Here is a 24,637-nt window from a genome sequence, read left to right as displayed (position 1 = left end):
CAGTCTGCGGCTCAGCTGCCCAGCACGCTGTGCCGGGTACCTGCCGTCGCGTGCAGGTCGTAGGCGGTCTCGGCGTGCTGGATCAGGTCGATGCCGGTCACCTCGTGCTCCTCATCGACACGGAAGCCGATCAGCCGGTCGATCACCAGACCGAGGATCCCCGAGACCACGAAGGCGTAGACCAGCACCGCCACCGCTCCGATGGTCTGTCGACCGAGCAGGGTCAGACCGCCGCCGTACAACAGCCCGGAGACGCCACTCGGAGCCGCTGAGGAGCCGATCAGCCCGATCCCGAGGGTGCCGACCAGTCCGCCGATCATGTGCACGCCGACCACGTCGAGGGAGTCGTCGAACCCGAAGCGGTACTTCAGCCCGACCGCGAGGGCACACACCGCGCCCGCCACCGCGCCCATCACCAGCGAGCCCAGCGGGGTCAGGGCACCGCAGCTGGGCGTGATCGCGACGAGACCGGCGACCATCCCGGAGGCGGCGCCGAGCGACGTCGCATGTCCGTCACGGGCCCGTTCCAGCGCCACCCAGCCCAGCGCGCCGGTGGCCCCGGCGCACAACGTCGTGGTGAAGACGTCCGCGGCAGTGCGGTTCGCGGCGAGCGCGGAGCCGGCGTTGAACCCGAACCACCCGAACCACAGCAGACCTGCCCCGAGCATCACCAGGGTCAGGTTGTGCGGGCGCATCGGCTCCTTGCCGAAGCCGACCCGGGTGCCCACCACCAGCGCGAGGGCCAGCGCCGACGCGCCCGAGCAGATCTCGACCGCCGTACCGCCGGCGAAGTCGACCAGGTGCACCCTGTTGGCGAGCCAGCCGCCGACATGCCCTGGGTGGTCGAGATCGAAGACCCAGTGCGCGACGGGCGCATAGACCAGGACGGACCACACGCCGATGAACACGAGCCAGGCGCCGAAGCGGGCCCGGTCGGCGATCGCCCCCGAGACCAGCGCACCGGTGATCACGCAGAAGAGACCTTCGAAGACGGCGAACAGGATCACCGGGACCGGGAGCCATCCGCCCGCCTTCGCGCCCATCAGGTCCTGGAGCCCGAAGTGCTGCAACGGGTTGCCGATGAGCCCGCCGCCGATGTCGTCGCCGAACGCGAGGGAGTAGCCGACCAGAACCCACACGACCACCACGACCGCGAGCGCGCCGAAGGTCATCATCATCATGTTCAGCACGGACTTCGACCGCACCATGCCGCCGTAGAACAACGCCAGGCCGGGCGCCATCAGCAGCACCAGTGCACAGGCGGCGAGCAGCCAGGCGGTGTCGCCGGCGCTGAGGTGGGTGGCCACGGAGCTCATGGCCAGTCACTGTCGCGGCTGAAGGTTTCCGGTCGCGACCGGGCGTGTTTCGGCCGCGTTACGTCGCTGGTGAGCGAGATCACCACGCCGCGAGCCGGTCATCGCGGTGGACGTGAGGTCGTACGCCGTCTCGCCGTGCTGCGCGAAGTCGATTCCCTCGACCTCGTCCTCAGGGTCAACCCGCCAGCCGATCGTGTGCCGGATCGCCAGGGCGATCAGCGTGGTGAGCACCCCGGTCCACACGATCGAGATGCCCGCAGCCGCCAGCTGGTGACCCAGCGAGGTGAGCCCGCCGCCGTAGAACAGCCCGTCGATGCCGCCCGGCGCCGTCGAGGTCGAGACCAGCCCGATCAGGACGGTGCCGACCACGCCCCCCACCAGGTGGACCCCCACGACGTCCATCGAGTCGTCGAGGTCGAAGCGATACTTCATCCCCACCGCGACCGCGCAGGCCGCGCCCGCGACCGCGCCCACCACGATCGCGCCGACCAGGCTGACCGCACCACACGCGGGCGTGATGGCGACCAGGCCGGCGACGATGCCCGAGGCGGCGCCCAGCGACGTCGCCTTGCCGTGCAGGACCCGCTCCACGAGGAGCCAGGCCAGCATCGCCGCCATCGTCGCGATCGTGGTGTTGAGGAACGTCACCCCGGTCTCGGTCATGAACTGGGTCGTGTCGCGCGGGCCGCCGTCGCCGGTGCTGAACACCAGCGAGCCCACGTTGAAGCCGTACCAGCCGAACCAGAGCAGCCCGGCGCCGATCATGGTCAGGGTGAGGTTGTGCGGCCGCATCGGCTCCCTGCCGAAGCCGACCCTCGGGCCGATTACCAGCGCGAGCACGCCGCCGGCCACGCCGGCGTTGATGTGCACCACTGTTCCTCCGGCATAGTCCTGCGCGGCCAGGTGCTGGGAGATGAAGCCGCCACCCCACACCATGTGCGCCAGTGGGAAGTAGCACAGCGTCACCCAGACCGGCAGGAACGTGATCCAGGCCGATAGCTTCACCCTGTCCGCGACCGCTCCGGAGATCAGGGCAGCGGTGATGACCGCGAAGGTCATCTGGAAGCAGACCCCGATGTACGACGACCAGCCGACGCCGTGCAGTCCCCACAGACTGAAGGGGTTGGCGAACAGTCCCGCCACGTCGTCGGGTCCGAACGACTCCGACCAGCCCCAGAGCACGTAGACGATGCCTACGACGGCCATCGCGACGTACGACATCATCATCATGTTCAGCACGGACTTCGAGCGCGTCATGCCGCCGTAGAACAGCGCGAGGGCGGGCGTCGTCATCATCAGCACCAGCGCGGTCGCGACAAGCATCCAGGCGTAGTAGCCGTCCATCGGGCCCCTCCGTCGTTCGGTTCGGTCCGGGTCAGCACGCTCCCCCTGGGGCGGCTGACCGGTGCGTCGAAGCGTGGCCGTGACACGTTTCTGCCGAGGACTCCCTGCGTTTCGGCTGCGTCACAGATCGATGCCGGCTGTTACGTGGCTGTGAACACCCCGGCGAGTTGGCCGAAACCGTGGCACCGGGGTGGGTGGCGCCATATCCTTCGCGCGTGGAACAGACGATGACGGCGGCCGCCGGGGACCCTCTCGAGAACGTCCTGCCCGTCACTCGGCGCCGCGGCCGACCGCGCGACCCCGAGGCCGACGTACGCATCCTCAACGCTGCGGCGGACCTGATCCTCGCTCACGGCTTCGACGCGATGACCGTCGACGCGGTCGCCGCGAGCGCCCGGGTTGGCAAGGCCACCGTCTACCGGCGATGGGCCCGCAAGGAGGACCTCGCGGTCGCGGCGATGGAGAGGCTGTACAACACCGAGATGCCGCTGCCCGACACAGGCAGCATCCGCACCGACCTCGAGCAGGCGTATGCGAGCGTCCTCGCCTTCGCCAACTCACCGATGGGCGCGGCCTACCTGCGCACCACCATCGCCGAGTCCGTGCGCGACCCCCGGATCTCCGCGCTCTACCGCAATGCCAGCGAGCGGGTCGAGGCCCAGGCGATGGCGATGTTCGAACGGGCGATCACCCGCGGTGAGCTCCGCCCCGACATCGACACGCGCTGGGCGGTGCAGTGGCTGACCGGCCTGCTCTCGGTCTCGGTGATCACGAACCGACCGCTGCCGCGGGAGGACGAGGCACCCCTGCTGGTCCGGATGATGCTCGAGGGCGTCCGCGCAGGGAACTGAGCTCAGGGCGGTCAGTCCGCGCCGAGGATCGCGTCGACGAACATCTCCGGGTCGAAGGGCGCCAGGTCGTCGGGGCCCTCCCCCAGGCCCACCAGCTTGACGGGTACGCCGAGCTCGCGCTGGACCGCGACCACGATGCCGCCCTTGGCCGAGCCGTCGAGCTTGGTGAGCACGATCCCGGTGACCGCGACCGCCTGGCTGAACACCCGAGCCTGAACCAGACCGTTCTGGCCCGTCGTCGCGTCGAGCACCAGCAGGACCTCGGAGACCGCGGCCTGCTTCTCGATCACCCGTTTCACCTTGCCGAGCTCGTCCATGAGCCCCTGCTTGTTCTGCAGCCGCCCCGCGGTGTCCACCAGCACGACGTCCGCCTCACGCGCGGTGCCCTCGCGCACGGACTCGAACGCGACACTCGCCGGGTCGCTGCCCTCGGGGCCGGAGACCACCCCCACGCCCACGCGTTCCCCCCACGTGGTCAGCTGCTCGGTGGCGGCGGCCCGGAACGTGTCTGCGGCGCCCATCACCACCGACTTGTCCTGGGAGACCAGGACCCGTGCGATCTTGCCGACGGACGTGGTCTTGCCGGCACCGTTGACCCCGACGACCAGCACGACCGCCGGCTTCCCCTCGGAGCGGGCCGTGTTCAGCGATCGGTCCATCTGCGGGTCGACCAGGCGGAGGAGCTCCTCGCGGAGTGCCTCGCGGACGCCGACCGCATCACCCTCGACCCGCAACCGGGTGCGCAGGTGCTCGACGAGCTCTCCGGTCGGGCCGACACCAACGTCGGCGGTGATCAGTGCGTCCTCGAGCTCCTCCCAGGTGTCGGCGTCGAGACGGTCCCTGGAGAGCAGGGCCAGCAGGCCACGACCGAAGCCGCTCTGCGAGCCGGCCAGCCGCTGGCGCAGCCGGACGAGACGGCTCGCGGTCGACTCGGGGCGCTCGAGGGTGGGGGTCGGCGCGACCGCCTCCTCCGAGATCGCGCTCGGGACCTCGGTGGACACCTCGGCAGGGGCTTCGACACCGCCCGGCTCCGGTATCGGTCGGCTGGTCCTGCTGTCGACCTCCGGCGGGCGCGGACGGCGACGGGTCGTGCTGACCAGCACCGCACCGGTGCCGACCAGCAGGATGACGCCGACCACGATGATGATGAGGAGCAGGAAGAACGTCATGGCGTCATCCAATCAGGCCGGACCGAGCGGGCCCCGGTCGACCGGCGGCCACGGTCCGCGGCAGTCAGCGGCGGGTTGGCTCGCGCCGTACGACGGCGTCGGGCTGGTTGTCGAGTGTGGGGAGCGCCTCCACGCCACGCTTCATCGCGTCGCCGAGCCAAGGGACGTGGGGAACCTCCTCGTCCCGGTGCGGGTAGGCGACGTACACCGCCACCAGCCCGGCGATCGCCAGGCTGAACAGCAGGAACAGCAGCAACCACCACATGCCGGCCAACGTACCCAACGGCCGGTGGGCTCAACCCTGTGACGCGGGTCGCAGCAGCGGCTCGAGGGCGGACCTGATCTGCGCCGGCACTGGCGTGCTCGGGCGGGCCGGGTCGGTGTTGTCGACGTACACGTGCACGAACCGGCCCTCCGCGGCAGCCTCGTCGCCCTCCCCCTGGAAGACGCCGATCCGGTAGGTCACCGACCGGGACCCCAGCCGCTCGACCGCCAGCCCGAGGTCCACCGGCTCCGGGTAGCCGACCTCGCGGAAGTAGCGGCACGAGACCTCGGCGACGACGCCCACTGCGGGCAGCTCGCGGATGTCGACGCCGGTCGCCTCGGCGAGGTGAACGTTGACTGCGGTGTCGAGCAGCTCGAAGTAGCGCGCATTGTTCATGTGGCCGTAGACGTCGATGTCCGCCCAGCGGGTGCTGGCCTGCCGCCAGGCGACGAAATCAGCTCGCGTCGGTGCTGACCTGCGCGAGGGCGACGGATCGGCCACCGTCACGCGGACCGCTCCTGCTCACGGAGCCGCTGGCTGATCACCGCCGAGACCCCGTCGCCGCGCATCGTCACGCCGTAGAGGGCGTCGCCGACCTCCATCGTGCGCTTCTGGTGGGTGATCACCAGCAGCTGCGAGGTCTCACGGAGCTCCTCGTAGATCTCCAGCAGCCGCCCGAGGTTGGTGTCGTCGAGCGCGGCCTCGACCTCGTCGAGGATGTAGAAGGGCGACGGGCGGGCCTTGAACAGCGCCACCAGGAAGGCGACTGCGACCAGAGAACGCTCTCCTCCTGAGAGCAGCGACAACCTCTTGACCTTCTTGCCCGGCGGTCGCGCCTCGACCTCGACGCCGGTGGCCAGCATGTCGTCGGGGTCGGTGAGCACGAGCCGGCCCTCGCCTCCAGGGAAGAGCCGCGAGAAGGTGGCGTCGAACGCCGCAGAGACGTCGGCGTAGGCCTCGGTGAAGACCTGCTGCACGCGCTCGTCGACCTCGCGGACGATGTCGAGCAGGTCCCGGCGGGTGCGCTTGAGGTCCTCCAGCTGCTCGGTGAGGAACTTGTGCCGCTCCTCCATCGCGGAGAACTCCTCCAGCGCCAGCGGGTTGATGCGGCCGAGCTGGGCCAGCGCCCGCTCGGCCGAGCGCAGCCGCTTGGCCTGCGCCTCGCGTTCGAAGGGCACCGGGGCAGGGGTCTCCTCCCCCTCGGCGACCTCGCCGGTGAAGGGGACCAGCATGTCCGGGCCGTACTCCGCGACCAGGCTGTCGCCGTCCAGCCCGAGCTCCTCGAGCGCGCGCTCCTCGAGCTGCTCGATGCGCATCCGCTGCTGGGTCCGGGCCATCTCGTCGCGGTGCACGGAGTTGACCAGCTCGTCCAGGCTCCGGGACAGGTCGCGCAACTGCTCGCGCACCGCGCGCAGCGCCTGCTCACGACCCACCCGTCCCTGCTCTATCTCGGTCCGGGCAGCGGCAGCGAGCTCGATCGAGGTCTCGAGGCGTTGCAGCACCACGGTCGATGCGGCGGCGACCGCGCGGGCCACCTCGCCCTCGCGCAGCACCTGCTCACGACGCGCGATCGCCTTGGCGCGGGCATCGCGCTCCGCCCGCGCGGAGGCCGTCAGCGCATCGGCGCGGCCGTGCAGCGCTCGCGCCCGCTCCTCAGTGGTGCGCAGCGCCAGTCGCACCTCCATCTCCTGGGCACGTGCCTCGCGGGCGGAGCCGGCCAGACGCTCGCGCTCGTCGGTGTCGGGCTCCTCGCCTGCCCTGAGTCCGGTCGAGGGGTCGCTGGAGTCCTCGGCCGTGGCGAGCCGGGCCTCCAGGTCCTCGAGGCCGCCGAGGTCCTTCGCGCGTGCCTCGCGGGCCGTCTCGATCGCCTGCTCGAGCCGCTTGGCCTCCGCTGCGGCCGAACGGCTCTGCGCGCCGTACTGACCGAGCTCCTCGGCGACCGCGGCCAGGGTGGCGTCGGACTCGTGCAGTTTGGCGAGCGCCACGTCGACCCGACGGCGGGCCTCGTCACGCTCACGCTCGAGCGTGGATTGGGTGAACCGCAGCCGCTCGAGCTCGTGGCCGGCCCGCTCGAGCTGCTCGGTGGCCTCGTCGACCGCCGCCTGCACCTCGATCAGGCTGGGCTGGCTGGCGGACCCGCCCGCCGCGACGTGGGTGCCCAGGACGTCGCCGTCGCGGGTGACCGCGGTGAGGTCCGGGGTGCCGGCGACCAGGGCGCGCGCGGCGGGGAGGTCCTCGACGACGACCGTCTTGAACAACAGCCGGTCCAGTGCGGGCCGCAGCTCGTCCGGGGCGTCGACCACGTCCACGGCGTACGTCGCCGCCGCAGGCAGCTCGGGCCAGTCCGCTCGTCGGGCCAGTCCGGACCCGCCGGACCCATCGGTCTCGGAGCCGCCGAGAAGCAGCCCGGCCCGGCCCAGGTCGTCGGTCTTCAGGTGCCCGATCGCGCCCAGGGCGGCATCGACGTCGCGCACCACGACGGCATCCGCCGAGCTTCCCAGCGCGGCCGCGACGGCGGTCTCGTGGCCGCTACGGACCGTGAGCAGCGCCGCCACCGAGCCGAGCAGGCCATTGAGCGAGTCGGATGCGGCCAGCAGGGCGCCGGCGCCGTCCTTGCGGTTCAGGCCGAGCTCCAGCGCGTCCTTGCGCGCCGCCAGGCCGGAGCGCTCACGCTCGCCCGCCTGGACCTCGGCCAAGGTCTTGGCGAGCCGGTCCTCGATGTCGGCGAGCGCCGCCGTGGCGGCCTCGTGCTCGGCGTCGAGACCCTCCTCGCCAGCGTCGAGGCCGGCGACCTTGGTCTCCAGGGCGGTGAAGCTGCGCTGCGCGCGCTCGGCGCGTGCGAGTGCCTCCGCGCGCGCCTCGGTGAGCCGGCCGATCTCCTCGTCGGCGGCCGCCGCTCGGCTGCGCAGCCCGTTCAGCTGGCCGTGCAGCCGCGCGATCCCCTCGCGTCGGTCGGCCGCCGCGCGCTGCAGTCCGGCGACTCGGCGCTCCTCTGCTGCGAACGCCTCCTCCAAGCCCTGGCGCGCCTCGACGGCACGCTCGAGCGCCTGCCTCTGTGCGGCGACCTCGGCGGCGATGCCGGTCTCCTCGGCCCGAACCCGCTCCGCCTCCGCCTCGAGCTCGTCGGGGTTGCGGTCTGCCGGGACCGGCTCCTCCGCGCTGGCCCGGGCGTTGCGGACCCGCTCGGCGGCCAGTCCGGCGGTCCCGCGGATCCGCTCGCGCAGGCCGGACAGGCCGAACCAGGTCTCCTGGGCCCGGGACAGGGCAGGCAGGTCCTCGCGCAGGGCGGCCTCGAGAGCCGCCTCCTGCTCGCGGGCACGAGCAAGGTCCGCCTCGACAGCCGCGCGTCTCTCGACCAGGACGGACTCGTCGGCGAGCTCGCGCTCGAGGGTGGTGCGGGCCTGGGCGAGGTCGTCGGCGAGCAGCCGCGCCCGGGCGTCCCGGACGTCGGCCTGGACGACCGCGGCACGCCGAGCCACCTCCGCCTGCCGCCCCAGCGGCTTGAGCTGACGCCGGATCTCGACGAGGAGGTCGTTGAGCCGGGTGAGGTTGCCCTCGGTCGACTCGAGCTTGCGCAGCGCCTTCTCCTTGCGCTTGCGGTGCTTGAGGACCCCGGCCGCCTCCTCGATGAAGCCGCGCCGATCCTCCGGCGTCGCGTGCAGGATCGTGTCGAGCTGGCCCTGCCCGACGATCACGTGCATCTCGCGGCCGATGCCGGAGTCGGAGAGCAGGTCCTGGACGTCCAGCAGCCGGCAGGTCTGGCCGTTGATGGCGTACTCCGACCCGCCGTTGCGGAACATCGTCCGGCTGATCGTGACCTCGGCGTACTCGATCGGCAGCGCGCCGTCGGTGTTGTCGATGGTCAGCTGCACCTCGGCGCGACCCAGGGGCGGACGGCCCGAGGTGCCCGCGAAGATGACGTCCTCCATCTTGCCGCCGCGCAGGGACTTGGCGCCCTGCTCACCCATCACCCAGGCGAGCGCGTCGACGACGTTGGACTTCCCGGATCCGTTGGGTCCGACGATGCAGGTGATCCCCGGCTCGAGCTGGAGCGTCGTGGAGGACGCGAAGGACTTGAATCCCTTGAGCGTGAGGCTCTTCAGGTACAACGTCTGCTCCCTGGTCCGGCTGGTCACATCGGGTCGATCGGCGGCAAGGCTGAACGCGGCATCCTCTCAGATGCCGGGCGGGGAAGCAGTTGCGACCCTACCCGCGCACGTGCTCGATCCCGGGCAGGCGCGACGTACCGCGAGAGCGTGTCCGGGCACGGTCCGCGCGGCGCGGCTCAACCCACGAGCAGCGCGCCGACCAGCCCGATGGTCGAGACCAGCACGGTGGCCAGCACCGCCAGGACGATGGGCCGCGGACCGACCCTGCGCAGAGACTGCACCCGGACGCCACATCCCAGGGCGAACATCGCCGCGGCCAGCAGCCCGGTCTCGAGGGTCTTGCCGCCGGACAGCGCCCAGGGCGGGACCGGCACCCAGGTGTGCACGGCGACGAGTGCGCAGAAGCCGACGACGAACAAGGGCACCAGCGGCGGCAGCTTGCCGTCGTACGACGCGTCGGCCAGCCGGACCCGTTGGCGCCAGCCGATCCAGGCAAGGACCGGCGCGAGCATCAGCACGCGGGCCAGCTTGATCACCACCGCGACGCCCAGGGCGCCACCGCCGATCACGCCGCCCGCCGCGACGACCTGGGCGACCTCGTGGATCGAGGCGCCGGCCCAGACCCCGCCGGCGTGCGGGGCGAGCCCCAGGAGGGCGACCAGCAGCGGAATGATCCCGATCATCGCCGTACCGAACGCGACGACGAGCGCCACCGCGGTGGCCACCTCCTCCTCGTCGGAGTCGATCGCACCGTCGGCGGCCGCGACCGCGGCGGCGCCGCAGATCGAGAACCCGCACGCGATCAGCAGTCGCTGGCTCCACCCGATCCCCAGCAGCCGTCCGATCAGCAGGGTCCCGGTGATGCCGCCCGCGACGACGCAGACGACGAGGACCAGGACGCCGGGTCCGAGCCCGACGATCTCGCGCAACGACAGCTGGAGACCGAGGAGTACGACGCCCGCGCGCAGCAGCCGGCGGCCCGACCACCCCAGGCCGGGCGCCATCGCCTCAGGCAGTGGACGCAGGTTGGCCAGCCCGGCGCCCAGCAGGATCGCGACCAGCAGGGTGCTCACCTGCGGCAGCGCGAGGTTGACCCCGATTGCGACGCCCGCGCCGAGCAGGGAGAGGCCGACGCCGGGCAGCAGCCGCCCGTTCGAGCCTCGAACCCGTGCGGTCGACGGTGCGATGGCGATCGTCATGCAGCCAGCGTCGCGGACCGAGGTCATGCACGGAAGACATGACCTACGCATGAGCCTATATCCTCTGGATATGAAGAGTTGGCCCGATCTCGCCGCGCTCGACCTGCTGGTCGCCGTGGCGGACCATGGGAGCCTGAGCGCCGGCGCACGCTCCGTAGGCATGGCACAGCCCAACGCGAGCCGGTCGCTGTCCCGCCTCGAGCGCCACCTCGGCGTGGGCCTCGTCCTCCGGTCCACCGCAGGCTCCACCTTGACCCCCGCCGGCCTGCTGATCGTCGAGTGGGCCCGCCAGGTGCTCGACACCGCGACCCGGCTCGCCGACGGTGCCGCCACCCTCGCCCACTCAGGAAGCGCCGGGCTCGCCGTCTCGGCAAGCCAGACTGTCGGCGAGCACCTGCTGCCCACCTGGCTGGCCGTGCTGCGCCATCACCACCCCGACTGCACCGCGACCGTGCGGATCGCCAACAGCGCGGAGGTGGTCGCCGACGTGCTCGCCGGGACGAGCGCGGTCGGATTCGTGGAGGGGCCGCGGCCACCACGCGGAGTGCACTCGACCGTCGTCGACAACGACGAACTGGTCCTCGTGGTGCCACCCGAGCACCCGTGGTCACGGCGCCGCAGGAGGGTGACCGCCGAGGAGCTCACCGGCACCCCACTGCTCACGCGCGAGCCCGGCTCCGGGACCCGGGTCGCCCTCGAGGAGGCGCTCGGCACGCCGGTCCTCGCCGCGCAGGAGCTGAGCAGCAACGCGGCGATCCGGGTCGGCGTCCAGTCCGGTGGCGCGCCCGCCGTGCTCAGCCGGCTGGCGGTGACCGAGGCGCTCGCCGCCGGCGCCCTGCTCGAGGTGCCGCTCAGCGGAGTCGACCTCTCCCGTCAGCTCCGGGCCGTGTGGACCGGGCCACGCCGGCTCAGCGGACTGGCCGCGGACCTCGTCGACGTGGCGCAGCGCTCAGGCCCGGGCCATCGCTGAGAGGCCACCGACGAGCAGGTCGACCCCGAACGCGAACCGCTCCTCCGCCGACCCGGTCGTCAGGGGCACCGCCATCGAGCGGAGCAGGGGGAAGTGCTCAGAAGGCAGCGCCTGGAAGACCGTGCGCACCTGGCCCACGACGTACTCCTCGGTGTGCTCCTCTACGCTGTCGGCCGCGCGGGCCCGCCAGATGTCCTCCTCGATCGCGACCGCGGCGACGTAGAGGACGACCACGTCCACGAACCATGCGGCGTGCTGGTCCGCGACGCCTCCGGCCCGGAGCAGGGCGAGCATCCGCTCGGTCGGTATCAGGGTGCCGGTGGTGGTCGGGATGGTGCCCATCGAGCACCGCGCGACCCCCGGGTGGGCCCGATACAGCCCGAGCAGGTCATGCAGCGCCCGCCGCAGCTGATCCTGCCAACGCCGCGGATCGGGGTCCGGCAGCTGCCACTGCGACGCGACCCGGTCGACGACGAGCCGGTCGAGCTCGGCCCGGTTGGCGACGTGCGCGTACAGGGAGGCCGGTCCGGTGCCGAGCGCCTTCGCGATCGACCGCATGGTGACTGCGTCGTACCCGCGCTCGCGCATCTGCTCGATGGCCGCCTCGACGATCCGGTCCGCGGAGAGACGCTCGGCCGCAAGGGTGCGGGCGCGGCGCGCCGTCGAGCCGCGTCCGAGTGCCTCGGCGAACGCGGCACTGACCTGGTCGGCGACCGCCTCCGGCACCGTGAGCGTGACGTGCTGGCCCACCCGGAACGACTTCTTCTCCGCCATGCGCCCCAGCATAGCGCGTGAACGAACAATGTTCTTGACAGTCGAACATTGTTCGCGATAGAACGGCGTTCGCAGAGAACGAACACTGTTCGTCACATCCTCGTCACCAGGAGCATGCCGACATGACCACCATGACCAGCCCACCCGAGCCGGCACCGGTCGCCCACGACGAGCGGGGGTACCGCTTCCGCTGGCAGGTGATGGCGGTGGTCATCCTCGCCGACGTGATGGACCTGCTCGACGCGACCGTCGCCAACCTGGCCGGCCCCTCGATCCGTCGCGACATCGGCGGCGGGGAGTCCACCCTGCAATGGATCCTGGCGGCGTACACGCTCACCTTCGCCGTCGGCCTGGTGACCTCGGCGCGGCTCGGCGACCTGATCGGCCGTCGCCGGATGTTCCTGGTCGGGATGATCGGCTTCACCGTCGCCTCGCTGCTCTGCGGACTGGCACCGTCGGCCGGACTGCTCATCGCAGCCCGGGCCCTGCAGGGGCTGTTCGGGGCGACCATGATCCCGCAGGGCCTGGCCATGGTGAAGGCCAGCTTCCGTGAGGAGGACCTGCAGAAGGCCTTCATCCCCTTCGGGCCGGTGATGGGCCTCGCCGCCGTCCTCGGCCCGATCCTGGCCGGCTTCCTCATCGACGCCGACCTGCTCGGCTCGGGTTGGCGGGCGATCTTCTGGATCAACGTGCCGGTCGGCCTGGTCGCATCGTGGCTCGCGGTCCGCTACCTCCCCCGCACTCTGCGCCCCGAGCGTGGTGCCCGTCTCGACTGGCGCGGGAGCCTGCTCCTCACCGGCGCGTCCGTGTTGCTCATCTACCCGCTCGTGCAGGGCAGGGAACAGGGCTGGCCGGCGTGGATGTTCGCGATGCTGGCCGGGTCCGCCGTGATGTTCGCGGCCTTCGTCGCCTCGGAGCGCCGCTCCAGTCATCCGGTGATCGAGCCGTCGCTGTTCCGCCGCCCGCCGTTCGTCGGAGGCCTGGTCTTCCTCGGCGCCTTCTTCACCGCGATGTCCGGGTTCAACCTCGTCGCGAACCTCTACGTCCAGTACGGCATGGGCTACTCCCCCATGGACACCGGTCTGACGATGATCCCGATGGCACTCGGAATCTCGGTGGGCGCGGCCGCCTCGGGCGCCGTCCTGGGCCCGCGCTTCGGACGCCGGGTGCTGCACGGCGGCGTGCTGGCCGCTGCCGCCGGTCTGCTGATGATGTGGTGGACGGTTGGTCACCAGGGCCTGGCGACGACCGGCTGGCAGCTCGCGCCGAGCTTCGTGGTGATGGGGCTGGGCATGGGCATGGTGTTCGCCCCGCTGTTCGACATCATCCTGGCCTCGCTGAGCGACCGTGAGGTCGGCACCGGATCCGGCCTGCTCAACGCGGTCCAGCAGTTCTGCGGGGCACTCGGCGTCGCAGTGCTCGGCTCGGCGTTCTTCCACTGGCTTCCGGGACACGGCATGGCGACTTCGCTCCGCTGGCTCATCCTACTGTCGATCGGCTGCTTCGCGATCAGCTTCGCGGTCGCCTTCGTGCTGCCCAGGCGCCCGCGGCCGGATCCCGCCGCGGCCTGAGCGCCCTCCCGACGCAAGGCTAGGTCGAAGCGGTGGCGCGGGCGATGTGCGCGAGCTGGCGCCACACCAGGGCCAGGGTGATCCCCGAGCCGACGAAGGCGAACCAGAAGGGCGCGACCACGCCCCAGTGGTCGGCGATCACGCCTCCGATCGCCTGTCCGATCACCAGCCCTCCGAAGATCCCGACCAGGTAGACGCTGCCGACCCGGCCCTGGAACTCCTCGGGCACCGTGCGCTGGCGGATCGTCTGGCTCACCGTGGCCCACACGAACGCGTAGAAGCCGAAGCAGAACATCAGCAATAGCGCGACCCACGGCGCCGTGGTCAGCGCCAGGGCGAGGTGCATCAGCACCTCGGTGGTCAGGCACACCTTCATCAGCAGCTGGTAGGACACGTTGCGGTCCAGCCAGCCGAAGGTGGCCGTCGCGGCGAGCCCGCCGATCGCGGTGGCCGTCGTGAGCAGCCCGAAGCCCACCTCGCCCATTCCCAACCGCTCCAGCGCCCATAGGACGAGCACCGACCAGGCGGCCCCCCAGGTCACGTTGAAGGTGAGGATCACCAGCGCCAGGGTGCGCATCGCGGGATGACCGAGCAGCCAGGAGATCCCCTCACGGATCTCCTCGCGGACCCGACCGCCCACGGCCGCGGCACCGCCCGTCCTGGTCGGCAGGCGCCGTACCCGGACCTGGAGGACGAGCACGGCGCCGAGCGCGACGAACACGCCCTGGGTGACGAAGGGCAGCGCCGTGCCGAGGGCGAACAGCCCGGCCCCAAGAGGCGGGCCAGCCATCTGGTTGGTGATCAGCGATGCACCCTGCAACCGGGCGTTCGCGGTGCCGAGGTCGGGCTTGGCCACGAGCATCGGGAGCAGCGTCCCGGAGGTGGTGTCCGCGAACACCTCGGCCACGCCGAGCAGAAACATCGCCACCAGTACGACGGTGATGTCGACCCACGCCATCACGATGGCCGCGGCGAGCACCGCCAGCACGCAGGCCCGCGCGAGGTCGACCAGGGCGACCAGCAGCCGCCGGTCGACCCGGTCGGCGATCGCGCCGGCGAAGAGGCCCAACAACAGCCACGGCACCCGCTGCACCATCGCGGCCGAGGCCACGAGGAACGGCGAATGTGTCTGGGATGCGACCAGCAGCGGGCCGGCGGCCAGCGCTATCCCGTCGCCGAGGTTCGAGACCCAGGCCGAGGCGAGAAGCCACCGGAAGCTGCCACCGAGCCGCGCGGGAGCGAGGACCTCGAGCGGACTGGGCACCGGGGAACGGTAGTCATCCAGACGGATTCACGCGAGAAAATACCCGAGGTCAGCCGTGTCCGGGCTCGGGCAGCGGGACGATCGGAGCGCCCGGGAACGCTCAGGCAGGCTCGAGGACGTCGGCCGGGGCATCCGAGGCGAGCGCGGAAAGCGCTTCGTTCTCGGCCTGCAGCCGCACCAGAACTGCCTCAAGATCGGCGACGCGTTCGCGGAGGTGGCGGTTCTCCGAGGCCAGACGCATCGTGTTGCGGGGATCGCTCCCGACCGAGTAGCCGAGAATAGCCTTGGCCATGAATCTCCTCTGCCGAAGGTGGGATGACCCGATCCGGGCCGTCTCCAAGAGTCTCACGGAGCGGGACGCCGGATCAAGGGGGGTCCTCCTGGTCACGGGCGTCCTCGGCCCGGCGTCACCGGATGGAGCCGGCGGACCCGCCGAGCCGCGCACGTCGCGGGGGCGGCTGGCAGGTCGGGCAGAAGTACGAGGACCGGTTCATGAACGGCACCCTGCGGATCTGGGTACCGCAGCGGGAGCACGGACGCCCCTCCTGGCCGTAGACCTGCAGCGAACGGTCGAAGTAGCCGCTCTCGCCGTTGACGTTGACGTACAGCGCGTCGAAGGACGTGCCGCCCTCGCCCAACGCCGCCAGCATCACGGTCCGGGCGCCGTCCAGCACGGCCCGGACCCGGCTGCCGTCGAGCCGACTGCCCGGCCGCTCGCCGTGCACGCGGGCCAGCCAGAGCGCCTCGTCGGCGTAGATGTTGCCGACTCCGGAGACCAACGACTGGTTCAACAACTGCCGTTTGATGCCGGACTCGCTGCGGCGGACCCTGCGGACGAAGGCGTCGTCGTCGAAGCCCGGGTCCAGAGGGTCGCGCGCGATGTGCGCGATCTCCGGCGGCAGCTCGGCCCCGCCGACCGAGAGTGAGAGACCGCCGAACATCCGTTGGTCGACGAACCGCAGCTCGGTGGAGCCGAGCCCGAAGCGCACCCGCAGGTGCCGCTCGTCAGGCGCGCCCACGGGCTGGACCAGCATCTGCCCGCTCATCCCGAGGTGGGCGAGCAGCGCATCGCCCGGACCGGCGCCGTCGGCGTCCAGCGGGAGCCAGAGGTACTTCCCGCGCCGGCGAGCATCCACGAACGAGTGGCCGACGAGCCGGTCGACGAAGTCGGCCGCGCCGGCGAGGTGGCGGCGTACCGGCCGCAGGTGCAACACCTCGATGCGGTCGATCGGCTGCGCCAGGACGTGTGCCTCGAGGCCGCGGCGTACCACCTCGACCTCGGGCAGCTCAGGCATCCGACCGCTCGCGACGCGGGTCCGGCTCAGCCCTCGGCATCGGCGGTGCTCGGCTCCTCGTGCGCAAGGGTGAGCGCACGGTACGCCGACTCCGCGGCCTGCTGCTCGGCCTCCTTCTTGGAGCGGCCGATGCCGTGGCCGTAGCGCTGGTCGCCGACCCGGACCTGGGCGGTGAAGGTCTTGGCGTGGTCGGGACCGTCGTCCTCGATGAGGTATTCGGGGACGCCGAGATCGTTGAGGGCGGCGAACTCCTGCAGGCTGGTCTTCCAGTCCAGCCCCGCACCGAGCGCTGCCGCGGCCTGCAACAGCGGGTCGAAGAGCAGGTGGATCACCGGAGCCGCATTGGCCTGGCCCTCACCGGGGGCACCGGAGAGGTAGATCGCGCCGATCACCGCCTCGACGGTGTCGGAGAGGATGGAGGCCTTCTCGCGCCCGCCGGTGGCCTCCTCCCCCTTGCCGAGGAAGATGTATGCCCCGAGCCCGATGGTGTGCGCGACCTCCGCGAGCGCACGTGCATTCACCACGGCAGCGCGCAGCTTGGCCAACCGTCCCTCCGACAGGTCGGGGTGGGTGCGGTAGAGCGTCTCGGTGACCACGACACCGAGCACGGAGTCGCCCAGGAACTCCAGACGTTCGTTGGTGGGCAGCCCGCCGTGCTCGTAGGCGTAGGAGCGGTGGGTGAGGGCGAGCGTCAGCAGCTCGGGATCCAGGACAGGATCACCGAGCGCCTGGCGCAGCTCTGGGTAGGTCGCGCTCACCCGGACGTCGGGCGGGTCAGAGGACCTGGCGACGGTCGGCGCGGGCGCCGTACTGACCGCACTCCGGGCACGCACGGTGCGGCAGATGCTTCCCGCCGCAGGCCGGGTTGCTGCACGTCACCAGGGAGGGCGCGACGGCCTTCCACTGCGAACGACGGTGCCGCGTGTTGCTGCGCGACATCTTCCGCTTCGGGACAGCCACGGTTACTCCTTCATCGAGTCTTGGTCTGCATCTGCCTCTGCCACGTCGACCCGGCGCAGGGCGGCCCACCTCGGGTCGACCGGGTCTTCGTGCCGGTGTCCCGGATCGTCTGCGAGCTTGGCGCCACATTCGACGCACAGGCCCGGGCAGTCATCCCGGCACAACGGCTGGAACGGCAGTGCGAGCACCACCGCATCCCGCAGCGCCGGCTCCAGGTCGATCAGGTCTCCCACGAGCCGGCTGACATCGGACTCCTCGTCGTCCGGCTCCGCGTGGTTCGCGTCGTCGTAGACGTAGAGCTCCTGGAGGTCCACATCGAGAGTGTCCTCGATCGGCTCCAGACAACGAGCGCACTCGCCCTCCAGCTCGGCCTGCGCCGTCCCGGTGACGAGCACCCCCTCCATCACGGCCTCCAGGCGCAGGTCCAGCCGGACCGGCGCGCCCTCGGGGACGCCCAGGATTTCGATGCCCAGATCTGCGGGGGCCTCCACCGTCAGCGACTTCGTGCGTTGGGACCCCGGGCGGCGGCCGAGCTCGCGTGTATCGAGCACGAGCGGCGCTCTCGGGTCGAGATCACGCACGAGTGTCACATCCGTCAGCGGCACCTACAGAACCTGCGGAATCCTACCCGGCGATCGGCTCCCCCGCCAAAACGCCGGAGCCGAGCACGCGACGCTAGTCACGGCGCAGGTGGTCCGGAAGGGATATGTCCGCGACGTCGCTGTCGTCAGCGAGCCCGTGCACGTGACCGCCCATCAGCCGGGCGCGGCCGCGCTTCACGGCCTCGATCGTGCGCTCGAGGGTCAGCTCGAAGTTCGCCAACCGCTGCTCGACGTACTCGTCGGTCTCGGCGCGCAGCCCGTCGGCGTCGCGCTGCGCGGCCGCGACGATCTCCTCGGCGCGCTGCTGAGCGACCTTGTAGACGTCGGTGTCGGAGACCAGCTTCTCGCGGTGTGCCTGGGCCTGGCGGACGATCTCCTCCGCCTCGCTCTGCCCCTCGGCCACCACCGCGTCGCGGTCGCCGACCACCGCCGACGCCCGGCTCAGGGTGTCCTGGATCGCCGCGTCGAGGTCGTCGAGCTGCGCCAACACCTCGGCACGGTTGACCATGGCGGACGCGGACATCGGCATGGACCGCGCGTTCGCCAGGGACTCACGCAGCGCGGCCATCCGCGCGTCGATGTCCTCCCTCATCGGTCCTCCTCGGATCGTCGTTCTTCCAATCGCTCGGTCAGCCTGCCCAGCACCGAGGACGGGACGAGGCTCGACACGTCTCCACCGAAGGTGGCGACCTCCTTGACCAGCGACGAGGCCAGGAAGGAGTACTCGGGGCTGGTCGGGATGAACACAGTCTCCACCGCGGTCAGCGAGGAGTTCATCTGCGCCATCTGCAGCTCGTAGTCGAAGTCGCTGACGGCACGCAGACCCTTGACGATGGCCTGGATCCCTCGCTCCTGGCAGAAGGTGGTCAACAGCCCGTCGAAGCCCGCGACGGTGACGTTGCCGAACGCTGAGCAGACCTCGTCGAGCATGCCCATCCGCTCCTCGGCGGTGAACAGCCGCGCCTTGGACTTGGACTTGTTCACCCCCACGGCGACGACGACCTCGTCGAAGAGCTGAGACGCCCGCGCCACGATGTCGAGATGCCCGTTGGTGACCGGGTCGAACGACCCCGGGCAAACCGCTCTGCGCACGTCCCGGCTCCTTGTTGGCTTATCTGTCATTCTGCACTGCTCAGCTCTCGCTGCGACGTTCCTGCGCGGCACCGTCGGGCGCGGCGCGAAGGTACCAGAGCACCGTCTCGCCGTACTCCTTCGATCGCGTCCGAACCGTTCCACCCGGCCATCTCGGCTCAACGCTACGCGCAGAACGCTCCACCACGACATGTCCGTCCATCGCGAGCCAACCGTGACCGACCAGCGAGGACAGCGTCGCGGCCAGCTCCGCCGACGACAGAGGGTACGGCGGATCGGCGAAGACCACGTCGTACGGCGCCTGCGCCGGACGGGACAGCACCCGGTCGACGGGCTGGGCCAGGACGTCGACGGCGAGTCCGACGGAGGCGGCGTTGGCGCGCACCAGGGCTGCGGTACGGCGGTCCGACTCGATCGCCAGCACCGGGCCGGCACCTCGAGAGGCGGCCTCGAGGGCGATCGCGCCCGAGCCGGCGTACAGGTCGAGGAACGAGTGACCGGCCAGCGTGCCCAGCGACGACTCCAGGGCGGAGAACAGCGCCTCACGGACCCGGTCGGAGGTGGGTCGGGTGGCCGCGCCCGAGGGGGTGCGGAGCCTTCGGCCGCCGGCGGCCCCTCCGATGATGCGGGTCATCCCTGCAACACCCCTCAGCCCATCTCCAGGTAGTCGGCACGGCCGGAGTCCTCGAGCCGGGCCACCGCGTCGACCAGATCGGGGTGCTGTGCCAGGGCCGGGTCGGCCCTGACCACGTCGGTCGCGGCGTCGCGAGCCGCGGCGATCACCGCCTCGTCGCGCAGGACCGACAACAGCTTGAGCCCCTTGTCGCCGCCGCCGCTCTGCCGGGTGCCGAGGAGATCGCCCTCGCGGCGCTGCTCGAGGTCGATGCGGGACAGCTCGAACCCGTCCCGGGTGCCGGCCACGGCGACCAGGCGCTCCATGCTCGGCCCCTGTGGATCGGTGTCCGTGACCAGTAGACAGAGCCCGGCGTGACCGCCGCGACCGATCCGGCCCCGGAGCTGGTGGAGCTGGGAGACCCCGAACCGGTCCGCATCGAGGATCACCATCACCGAGGCGTTGGGGACGTCCACCCCCACCTCGATCACCGTCGTCGAGACCAGGACGTCCACCTCGCCCGCGGCGAACGACCGCATCACCTTGTCCTTGTCATCCGGCGACATCCGGCCGTGCAGCGACTCGACGCGCAAGCCCGACAGCGGGCCCTGGGCCAGCATCGGCGCCATCTCCTCGACCGCATGCAGCACCGGCCCCTCCTCGGGCGGCGGCTCGTCTCCGATCCGCGCACAGACGACGTAGGCCTGGCGGCCGGCATCGACCTCCTCGCGGAGCCGCTCCCACGCACGGTCGAGCCACTGCGGCTGCGCGAGCGTGGATACGACGGAGGTCTGCACCTCGCCCCGACCGGCAGGCAGCTCGGCGAGCGTGGAGGTGTCCAGGTCGCCGAACACCGTCATGGCCACCGTGCGCGGGATCGGGGTCGCGGTCATCACCAGCACGTGCGGCGGGGCCCCGGCCTTCTCCGAGAGTGCGGCGCGCTGCTCGACACCGAAACGGTGCTGTTCGTCGACCACCACCAGCCCGAGGTCGAAGAACTGCACCCGTTCCTCGAGCAGCGCGTGCGTGCCGATCACGATGCCGGCCTCGCCGCTGGCGGCGTCGAGCATCGCCTGGCGTCGCGCCGCGGCGCCCAACGACCCGGTGAGCAGCGCGACCCCGGTCGCCCCGTCGGCCGCGCCCAGGGTGCCGCCGGCACCGAGGTCGCCGAGCATCGCGGCGATCGAGCGGTGGTGCTGCTGGGCGAGGACCTCGGTCGGGGCCAGCAGCACGGCCTGGCCACCCGAGTCGACCACGTGGAGCATCGCGCGCAGGGCCACCACAGTCTTGCCCGAGCCGACCTCGCCCTGGAGGAGTCGGTGCATCGGATGGCCCTGCCCCAGCTCGATGAGGATCTCCTCCCCCACCCGGCGCTGGCCGGCGGTCAGCGCGAACGGCAGCCGCTCGTCGAATCGGTCGAGCAGCCCGCCCGGTCGGCCGGTCCGCGGGGTGGCTCGGACCTTCTCCAGCTCGACGCGGTGACGGGCCAGGATCACCTGGGCGACGAAGGCCTCGTCGTACTTCAGCCGCTTGCGTGCGGCGGCCAGCTGTCCGTGGTTGTCGGGCCGGTGGATCCAGCGGTAGGCCTGGGCTGCGCTGATCAGGTCGCCGTCGCGTCGTACCCCCTCGGGAAGCACCTCGGGGACCCGGTCGACCACGTCGAGGGCGAACGCGATGGTCTCCTCGAGGTTCCACGTCGAGATCGGCCCGACCTGCGGGTAGATCGGGATGAGGTCGGGCATCGCGGTTGCGGTGTGCCCAGCCTTCTCGTCCCACATCCGCGAGTCGGGGTTGGTCAGCTGCCAGTCGTTGCGCCACCACTTGAGCCGGCCGGAGAACATCCCGACCCGACCGACGGCGAGCTCCTCGGCCCGCCAGTGGGCCACGCCGGCCCGCTTGTCGAAATAGGTCAGCGACAACGCACCGTCTTCGGCGCGCACCCGGACCTCGAGGCGGTACGCCGTGCGGTGGGTACGCCGGTCCTGGTAGGTGTTCAGCTTCGAGCTGACGATCTCGCCCACCAGGCTCAGCACGTCGCCCTCGTTGAGTTCGCCGAGGTCACTGAGCCGACCCTTGTCGACGTACTGTCGTGGGAAGTGCCCGAGCAGGTCGCCGACCGTGCGCATCGAGGTCGCCTTGAGGATCTTCTCGGCGTGCCGGGCGTGGTCCTTGCCGGCCACCGCGGTCAGCGGCGAGTCCCATTCGACCTGCATGCTCACTCCACCGCCAGCAACAGGGGATAGCGCTCCTGGCCGCCCGCATAGGTGAGCACGTCCACGCCCGGGTGCTCCCGATGCACCCACTCCTCGCAGCGCTCGACCAGGTCGCCGCAGTCCTCTCCCCCGACCACCGTGACCAGCTCGCCGCCGCCGACCAGGAGTCGGCCGAGGACGTCGACGGCGACGGCGAAGCGGTCGTCACCGATCACCGCGAAGTCGCCCTGGAGCACACCCAGTACGTCACCGGGCTCGCACGCACCGGCCATCGTCATCGCCTGACGCGCCGCGATCGTGATCGCGCCGTGCCGGGTGCCGCGCGCCGCCGACGTCATCTGGACCACGTCGGCGTCCAGCGGCCGGCCGGGCTCGTGTACGGCGAGCGCAGCCAGGCCCTGGACCTGCGCCCGGGTCGGGATCACCACGACGTGCACCTGCCCGGACTCCTCGGCGGCGTGGGCTGCCGCCTCGGCGACTCCCACCGAGTCGGGGTCGTTGGGCAGCACGATCACCTCCGCGGCGCCGCTGTGCTCGATGGCGGCGAGGATCTCGCCGGTGCTCGGACGCCGTCCGGGACCACCGCGCAGGACCGCGGCCCCGGCCTCGGCGAACACCTCGGCCAGGCCGTCCCCGGCCACCACGGCGACCACCCCGCGACCCGTGCGTCGCTCGGCGGCACGGCGCTCGCGGGCGCGGCTGACCTGTTCGGCGAAGTGGGTCACTCGGATCCGGCGGGGGGTGCCGGACCCGATCCCGGCCTCCACCGCCGCGCCCACGTCGTCGGTGTGCACATGGACGTTCCACAGCCCCTCGCCGCCGACCACCACGAGCGAGTCGCCCAGCCCGCCGAGTCGTTCCCGCAGGGCGGGGATCGCTTCGTCGGGAGCGTCGAGGAGGTACATCACCTCATACGCCGGGCCGTCCTCGGTCAGGTCGCCGGTGGGCACCGGCGGACCGGGGGTCGGGATCACGTGGGTGCCGATCGCCAGCGAGGGCGTCATCGCCCGGCGCCCGGTGAGCGCGGTCTCCGCCGCGTCCAGCACCACACACAGTCCGCGGCCGCCGGCGTCGACCACCCCCGCCTGCTTGAGCAGGGGCATCTGGTCGGGCGTGCGCGCAAGCGCCTCGTGGGCTGCTGCCGCCGCAGCGACGACCACGTCGGCCAGCCGCGCCGCGGGGTCGGTTGATGCCCGACCGGCCGCGTCCGCAGCAGCTCGCGCCACGGTCAGCATGGTGCCCTCGACGGGCTTGCCGACCGCGGCGTAGGCCGCATCGGCGGCGGCGCGCATACCGTCGGCGAAGACCGCCGCGGATCGGTCGTCGGGACCGGCCGCCGACATCCGCCGGAAGAGCGCGCCGACCAACTGGCTCAGGATCACCCCGGAGTTGCCCCGAGCGCCGAGCAGGGCGCCGCGGGCGTAGGCCGACAGCGTCGCCGCGAGCAGGTCGCCCTTGTGCTCGGCCGGCACGCACTCCCGAACGGCGTCCCGGGCCGCCTCGACGGTGAGGTAGAGGTTGGTGCCGGTGTCCCCGTCGGGGACGGGATAGACGTTGAGCGCGTCGATCTCCTCGCGGGCCTCCGACAGCCCGGCGGTGACCAGATCCGCGAAGCGCAGCACGGCAGCCCGATCGAAGGTGGCATGCTGCTCCATGCCGGCAACCGTAGTGCGTGGCGCCGTCGATTCGCGTGCAGGCCGACCCCTCGGTTATCCTTGTGCGGTTGCCCGGACCGTGCTCCGGGCCCCCAGCTTCCGAACAGTTCCAACCAAGGAGTCACAAGTGGCCGCCGTCTGCGACATCTGCGCCAAGAAGCCCGGATTCGGCAACAACCGGCCGTGGTCCCGCAAGATCACCAAGCGCCGGTTCAACCCGAACATCCAGCGCGTCCGCGCCACCGTGAACGGCTCCCCCAAGCGCCTCAATGTCTGCACCGGCTGCCTGAAGGCCGGCAAGGTCACCCGCTGACCCCATCCTGACGACCGTCGAGGCGGCGCAGACCTGCAGGAGACCTCCTGCACGGCTGCGTCGCCTCGACGCTTTCCGGGGCGGCCCTCAGAAGTGCGTGTGCCCGGCAGGCCCGTCGTACGTCGCGCCGTCCACCGTGACGCCGGCCCCCTCATGGACCTCGCCGATCAGGACGAAGTCCTCGGGCAGGTCGGTCCCGGCGGGGAAGGTGGCCGCGATGGCGTGGTCCTCGCCGCCGCCGAGCACGAACTGCATCGAGTCGACACCGAGCGCCGCGCCCACCGCGATCATCGGCTCCGCGAGGTCGAAGGCGCCACGGTGTACGTCGATCGCGACGCCGGAGTCCTCGGCCAGGTGCCCGACGTCGGCGACCAGTCCGTCGGACACGTCGATCATCGACGTGGCACCTGCCCGCGCCGCCGCCGGCCCCGCGGCGTACGGCGGCTGCGGCCGCTGATGCGCCTCCACCAGCACCCGGGGGCTGCGGAACCCGCGCTTGAGCACGGCCAGGCCGGCCGCGCTCCAGCCCTGCCGGCCGGCCAGCGCCAGCACGTCGCCAGGTCGGGCGCCCGACCGGAGCACCGGCGCCACCTCGCAGGAGCCGAGCACGGTGATCGCCACGACCACCTCGTCGGCCGCGGTGAGGTCACCGCCGATCACGCTGGCGCCCACCAGTGCGGCCTCCTCGGCGATCCCCTCCGCGAGGTCGAGGAGCCATTCGGCGGCCAGTGATGGTGGCGCGGCCAGCCCCACGGTGAGCGCGGTCGGCGTGCCTCCCATCGCATTGATGTCGGAGAGGTTCTGGGCAGCGGCCCGACGACCGATGTCGTGCGCCCCCGACCACTCCCGTCGGAAGTGCCGGCCCTCGACGAGCAGGTCGGTGGAGACCACGACGTGTCCCTTGGGTGCACGGAGCAGTGCGGCATCGTCGCCGGGACCGACGTACACCAGCGGTCCCTGCTCGAACCGGCTGGTCAGGGCGCGGATCAGTCCGAACTCGCCGACGTCGGCGAGGGTGGCTCCGGCGGGGAGGTCTGCGGGTGCGGCCATGGCGCCATCCCA

General features: G+C 71.5%; 24 protein-coding genes. 4 read left to right on the top strand and 20 right to left on the bottom strand.

The window, feature by feature from the left end:
- Window positions 1–11 precede the first annotated feature (11 nt).
- Window positions 12–1,316, bottom strand: coding sequence for an ammonium transporter (locus Q9R13_RS19575; RefSeq protein WP_310962852.1), 1,305 nt, complete (start codon window positions 1,314–1,316; stop codon window positions 12–14).
- 6 nt (window positions 1,317–1,322) lie between these two features.
- Window positions 1,323–2,660, bottom strand: a complete 1,338-nt coding sequence (locus Q9R13_RS19570; RefSeq protein WP_310962851.1) for an ammonium transporter — start codon at window positions 2,658–2,660, stop codon at window positions 1,323–1,325.
- Between the two features lie 215 nt (window positions 2,661–2,875).
- Between Q9R13_RS19570 and Q9R13_RS19565 the strand changes: the two genes are divergently transcribed.
- Window positions 2,876–3,511 carry a TetR/AcrR family transcriptional regulator gene (locus Q9R13_RS19565; protein ID WP_310962850.1) on the top strand — a complete coding sequence of 212 codons (636 nt, stop codon included), beginning with the start codon at window positions 2,876–2,878 and terminating at the stop codon, window positions 3,509–3,511.
- Window positions 3,512–3,522: 11 nt separating this feature from the next.
- Here the strand turns inward: Q9R13_RS19565 and ftsY are convergent, their stop codons facing one another.
- The 5 genes from ftsY to Q9R13_RS19540 form a co-directional block, all read right to left on the bottom strand.
- Complete coding sequence (gene ftsY / locus Q9R13_RS19560; RefSeq protein WP_310962849.1) at window positions 3,523–4,680, bottom strand: signal recognition particle-docking protein FtsY; 1,158 nt, start codon at window positions 4,678–4,680, stop codon at window positions 3,523–3,525.
- A 64-nt stretch (window positions 4,681–4,744) separates the two neighbouring features.
- The gene (locus Q9R13_RS19555; protein ID WP_310962848.1) at window positions 4,745–4,945 is read right to left on the bottom strand and encodes a hypothetical protein; all 201 of its coding nucleotides are present in this window, start codon (window positions 4,943–4,945) and stop codon (window positions 4,745–4,747) included.
- A 30-nt stretch (window positions 4,946–4,975) separates the two neighbouring features.
- The gene (locus Q9R13_RS19550) at window positions 4,976–5,452 is read right to left on the bottom strand and encodes an acyl-CoA thioesterase (RefSeq protein WP_310962847.1); all 477 of its coding nucleotides are present in this window, start codon (window positions 5,450–5,452) and stop codon (window positions 4,976–4,978) included.
- The gene (gene smc, locus Q9R13_RS19545; RefSeq protein ID WP_310962846.1) at window positions 5,449–9,054 is read right to left on the bottom strand and encodes a chromosome segregation protein SMC; all 3,606 of its coding nucleotides are present in this window, start codon (window positions 9,052–9,054) and stop codon (window positions 5,449–5,451) included. The genes Q9R13_RS19550 and smc overlap by 4 nt, the downstream gene beginning before the upstream one ends.
- A gap of 176 nt (window positions 9,055–9,230) precedes the next feature.
- On the bottom strand, window positions 9,231–10,253 hold the full coding sequence (locus Q9R13_RS19540) for a YeiH family protein (protein WP_310962845.1): 1,023 nt from the start codon (window positions 10,251–10,253) through the stop codon (window positions 9,231–9,233).
- Between the two features lie 70 nt (window positions 10,254–10,323).
- Here Q9R13_RS19540 and Q9R13_RS19535 point away from each other — a divergent pair, with 70 nt between their 5' ends.
- Entirely contained in the window at window positions 10,324–11,223 is a 900-nt protein-coding gene (locus tag Q9R13_RS19535; protein WP_310962844.1) for a LysR family transcriptional regulator, read from the top strand.
- Here Q9R13_RS19535 and Q9R13_RS19530 read toward each other — a convergent pair.
- Window positions 11,203–11,997, bottom strand: coding sequence for a TetR/AcrR family transcriptional regulator (locus Q9R13_RS19530; protein ID WP_310962843.1), 795 nt, complete (start codon window positions 11,995–11,997; stop codon window positions 11,203–11,205). The two genes, Q9R13_RS19535 and Q9R13_RS19530, sit on opposite strands and share 21 nt — an antisense overlap.
- 122 nt (window positions 11,998–12,119) lie before the next feature.
- Here Q9R13_RS19530 and Q9R13_RS19525 point away from each other — a divergent pair, with 122 nt between their 5' ends.
- Entirely contained in the window at window positions 12,120–13,568 is a 1,449-nt protein-coding gene (locus Q9R13_RS19525; RefSeq protein ID WP_310962841.1) for an MFS transporter, read from the top strand.
- 19 nt (window positions 13,569–13,587) lie between these two features.
- Here the strand turns inward: Q9R13_RS19525 and Q9R13_RS19520 are convergent, their stop codons facing one another.
- The 11 genes from Q9R13_RS19520 to Q9R13_RS19470 form a co-directional block, all read right to left on the bottom strand.
- Window positions 13,588–14,832, bottom strand: a complete 1,245-nt coding sequence (locus tag Q9R13_RS19520; RefSeq protein WP_310962839.1) for an MFS transporter — start codon at window positions 14,830–14,832, stop codon at window positions 13,588–13,590.
- Between the two features lie 100 nt (window positions 14,833–14,932).
- Window positions 14,933–15,124 carry a hypothetical protein gene (locus Q9R13_RS19515; protein ID WP_310962838.1) on the bottom strand — a complete coding sequence of 64 codons (192 nt, stop codon included), beginning with the start codon at window positions 15,122–15,124 and terminating at the stop codon, window positions 14,933–14,935.
- 115 nt (window positions 15,125–15,239) lie between these two features.
- A complete protein-coding gene (gene mutM / locus Q9R13_RS19510; protein ID WP_310962837.1) occupies window positions 15,240–16,127 on the bottom strand; it encodes a bifunctional DNA-formamidopyrimidine glycosylase/DNA-(apurinic or apyrimidinic site) lyase in 888 nt (295 codons plus the stop codon).
- A gap of 26 nt (window positions 16,128–16,153) precedes the next feature.
- Window positions 16,154–16,885, bottom strand: coding sequence for a ribonuclease III (rnc, locus tag Q9R13_RS19505; protein ID WP_310962836.1), 732 nt, complete (start codon window positions 16,883–16,885; stop codon window positions 16,154–16,156).
- A gap of 16 nt (window positions 16,886–16,901) precedes the next feature.
- The gene (rpmF, locus tag Q9R13_RS19500; protein WP_310962835.1) at window positions 16,902–17,087 is read right to left on the bottom strand and encodes a 50S ribosomal protein L32; all 186 of its coding nucleotides are present in this window, start codon (window positions 17,085–17,087) and stop codon (window positions 16,902–16,904) included.
- 2 nt (window positions 17,088–17,089) lie between these two features.
- Window positions 17,090–17,692 (bottom strand): YceD family protein, encoded by a 603-nt coding sequence (locus tag Q9R13_RS19495; protein WP_310962834.1) that lies wholly within the window; start codon window positions 17,690–17,692, stop codon window positions 17,090–17,092.
- Window positions 17,693–17,762: 70 nt separating this feature from the next.
- Complete coding sequence (locus Q9R13_RS19490) at window positions 17,763–18,281, bottom strand: hypothetical protein (RefSeq protein ID WP_310962833.1); 519 nt, start codon at window positions 18,279–18,281, stop codon at window positions 17,763–17,765.
- Window positions 18,278–18,781, bottom strand: coding sequence for a pantetheine-phosphate adenylyltransferase (coaD, locus tag Q9R13_RS19485; protein ID WP_310962832.1), 504 nt, complete (start codon window positions 18,779–18,781; stop codon window positions 18,278–18,280). Before coaD ends, Q9R13_RS19490 begins: the two co-directional genes overlap by 4 nt.
- Before the next feature lie 40 nt (window positions 18,782–18,821).
- On the bottom strand, window positions 18,822–19,415 hold the full coding sequence (gene rsmD / locus Q9R13_RS19480; RefSeq protein WP_310962831.1) for a 16S rRNA (guanine(966)-N(2))-methyltransferase RsmD: 594 nt from the start codon (window positions 19,413–19,415) through the stop codon (window positions 18,822–18,824).
- Window positions 19,416–19,429: 14 nt separating this feature from the next.
- Window positions 19,430–21,607, bottom strand: coding sequence for an ATP-dependent DNA helicase RecG (locus tag Q9R13_RS19475; RefSeq protein WP_310962829.1), 2,178 nt, complete (start codon window positions 21,605–21,607; stop codon window positions 19,430–19,432).
- Between the two features lie 2 nt (window positions 21,608–21,609).
- Window positions 21,610–23,262 (bottom strand): DAK2 domain-containing protein, encoded by a 1,653-nt coding sequence (locus Q9R13_RS19470; protein WP_310962828.1) that lies wholly within the window; start codon window positions 23,260–23,262, stop codon window positions 21,610–21,612.
- 127 nt (window positions 23,263–23,389) lie between these two features.
- Between Q9R13_RS19470 and rpmB the strand changes: the two genes are divergently transcribed.
- A complete protein-coding gene (rpmB, locus tag Q9R13_RS19465) occupies window positions 23,390–23,575 on the top strand; it encodes a 50S ribosomal protein L28 (protein ID WP_297748408.1) in 186 nt (61 codons plus the stop codon).
- Window positions 23,576–23,662: 87 nt separating this feature from the next.
- On the opposite strand, the gene Q9R13_RS19460 is transcribed toward rpmB, so the two are convergent.
- Window positions 23,663–24,625: a thiamine-phosphate kinase gene (locus Q9R13_RS19460; protein WP_310962827.1), complete on the bottom strand. Its 963-nt coding sequence runs from the start codon at window positions 24,623–24,625 to the stop codon at window positions 23,663–23,665.
- Between the last annotated feature and the right edge of the window lie 12 nt (window positions 24,626–24,637).

The organism is Nocardioides marmorisolisilvae (assembly GCF_031656915.1).
Classification (GTDB): domain Bacteria; phylum Actinomycetota; class Actinomycetes; order Propionibacteriales; family Nocardioidaceae; genus Marmoricola; species Marmoricola terrisoli.
This window is presented reverse-complemented; position numbering and strand designations above follow the sequence as displayed.

Bases quoted from the DNA above. Each gene is read 5' to 3' on its own strand.
- Q9R13_RS19535 (WP_310962844.1), top strand. From the start codon at position 10,324: ATGAAGAGTTGGCCCGATCTCGCCGCGCTCGACCTGCTGGTCGCCGTG.
- Q9R13_RS19525 (WP_310962841.1), top strand. From the start codon at position 12,120: ATGACCACCATGACCAGCCCACCCGAGCCGGCACCGGTCGCCCACGAC.
- rsmD (WP_310962831.1), bottom strand. From the start codon at position 19,415: ATGACCCGCATCATCGGAGGGGCCGCCGGCGGCCGAAGGCTCCGCACC.
- Q9R13_RS19570 (WP_310962851.1), bottom strand. From the start codon at position 2,660: ATGGACGGCTACTACGCCTGGATGCTTGTCGCGACCGCGCTGGTGCTG.
- Q9R13_RS19475 (WP_310962829.1), bottom strand. From the start codon at position 21,607: ATGCAGGTCGAATGGGACTCGCCGCTGACCGCGGTGGCCGGCAAGGAC.
- Q9R13_RS19530 (WP_310962843.1), bottom strand. From the start codon at position 11,997: ATGGCGGAGAAGAAGTCGTTCCGGGTGGGCCAGCACGTCACGCTCACG.
- ftsY (WP_310962849.1), bottom strand. From the start codon at position 4,680: ATGACGTTCTTCCTGCTCCTCATCATCATCGTGGTCGGCGTCATCCTG.
- Q9R13_RS19490 (WP_310962833.1), bottom strand. From the start codon at position 18,281: ATGAGGGAGGACATCGACGCGCGGATGGCCGCGCTGCGTGAGTCCCTG.
- mutM (WP_310962837.1), bottom strand. From the start codon at position 16,127: ATGCCTGAGCTGCCCGAGGTCGAGGTGGTACGCCGCGGCCTCGAGGCA.
- Q9R13_RS19540 (WP_310962845.1), bottom strand. From the start codon at position 10,253: ATGACGATCGCCATCGCACCGTCGACCGCACGGGTTCGAGGCTCGAAC.
- Q9R13_RS19575 (WP_310962852.1), bottom strand. From the start codon at position 1,316: ATGAGCTCCGTGGCCACCCACCTCAGCGCCGGCGACACCGCCTGGCTG.
- Q9R13_RS19555 (WP_310962848.1), bottom strand. From the start codon at position 4,945: ATGTGGTGGTTGCTGCTGTTCCTGCTGTTCAGCCTGGCGATCGCCGGG.
- Q9R13_RS19460 (WP_310962827.1), bottom strand. From the start codon at position 24,625: ATGGCCGCACCCGCAGACCTCCCCGCCGGAGCCACCCTCGCCGACGTC.
- Q9R13_RS19470 (WP_310962828.1), bottom strand. From the start codon at position 23,262: ATGGAGCAGCATGCCACCTTCGATCGGGCTGCCGTGCTGCGCTTCGCG.
- Q9R13_RS19515 (WP_310962838.1), bottom strand. From the start codon at position 15,124: ATGGCCAAGGCTATTCTCGGCTACTCGGTCGGGAGCGATCCCCGCAAC.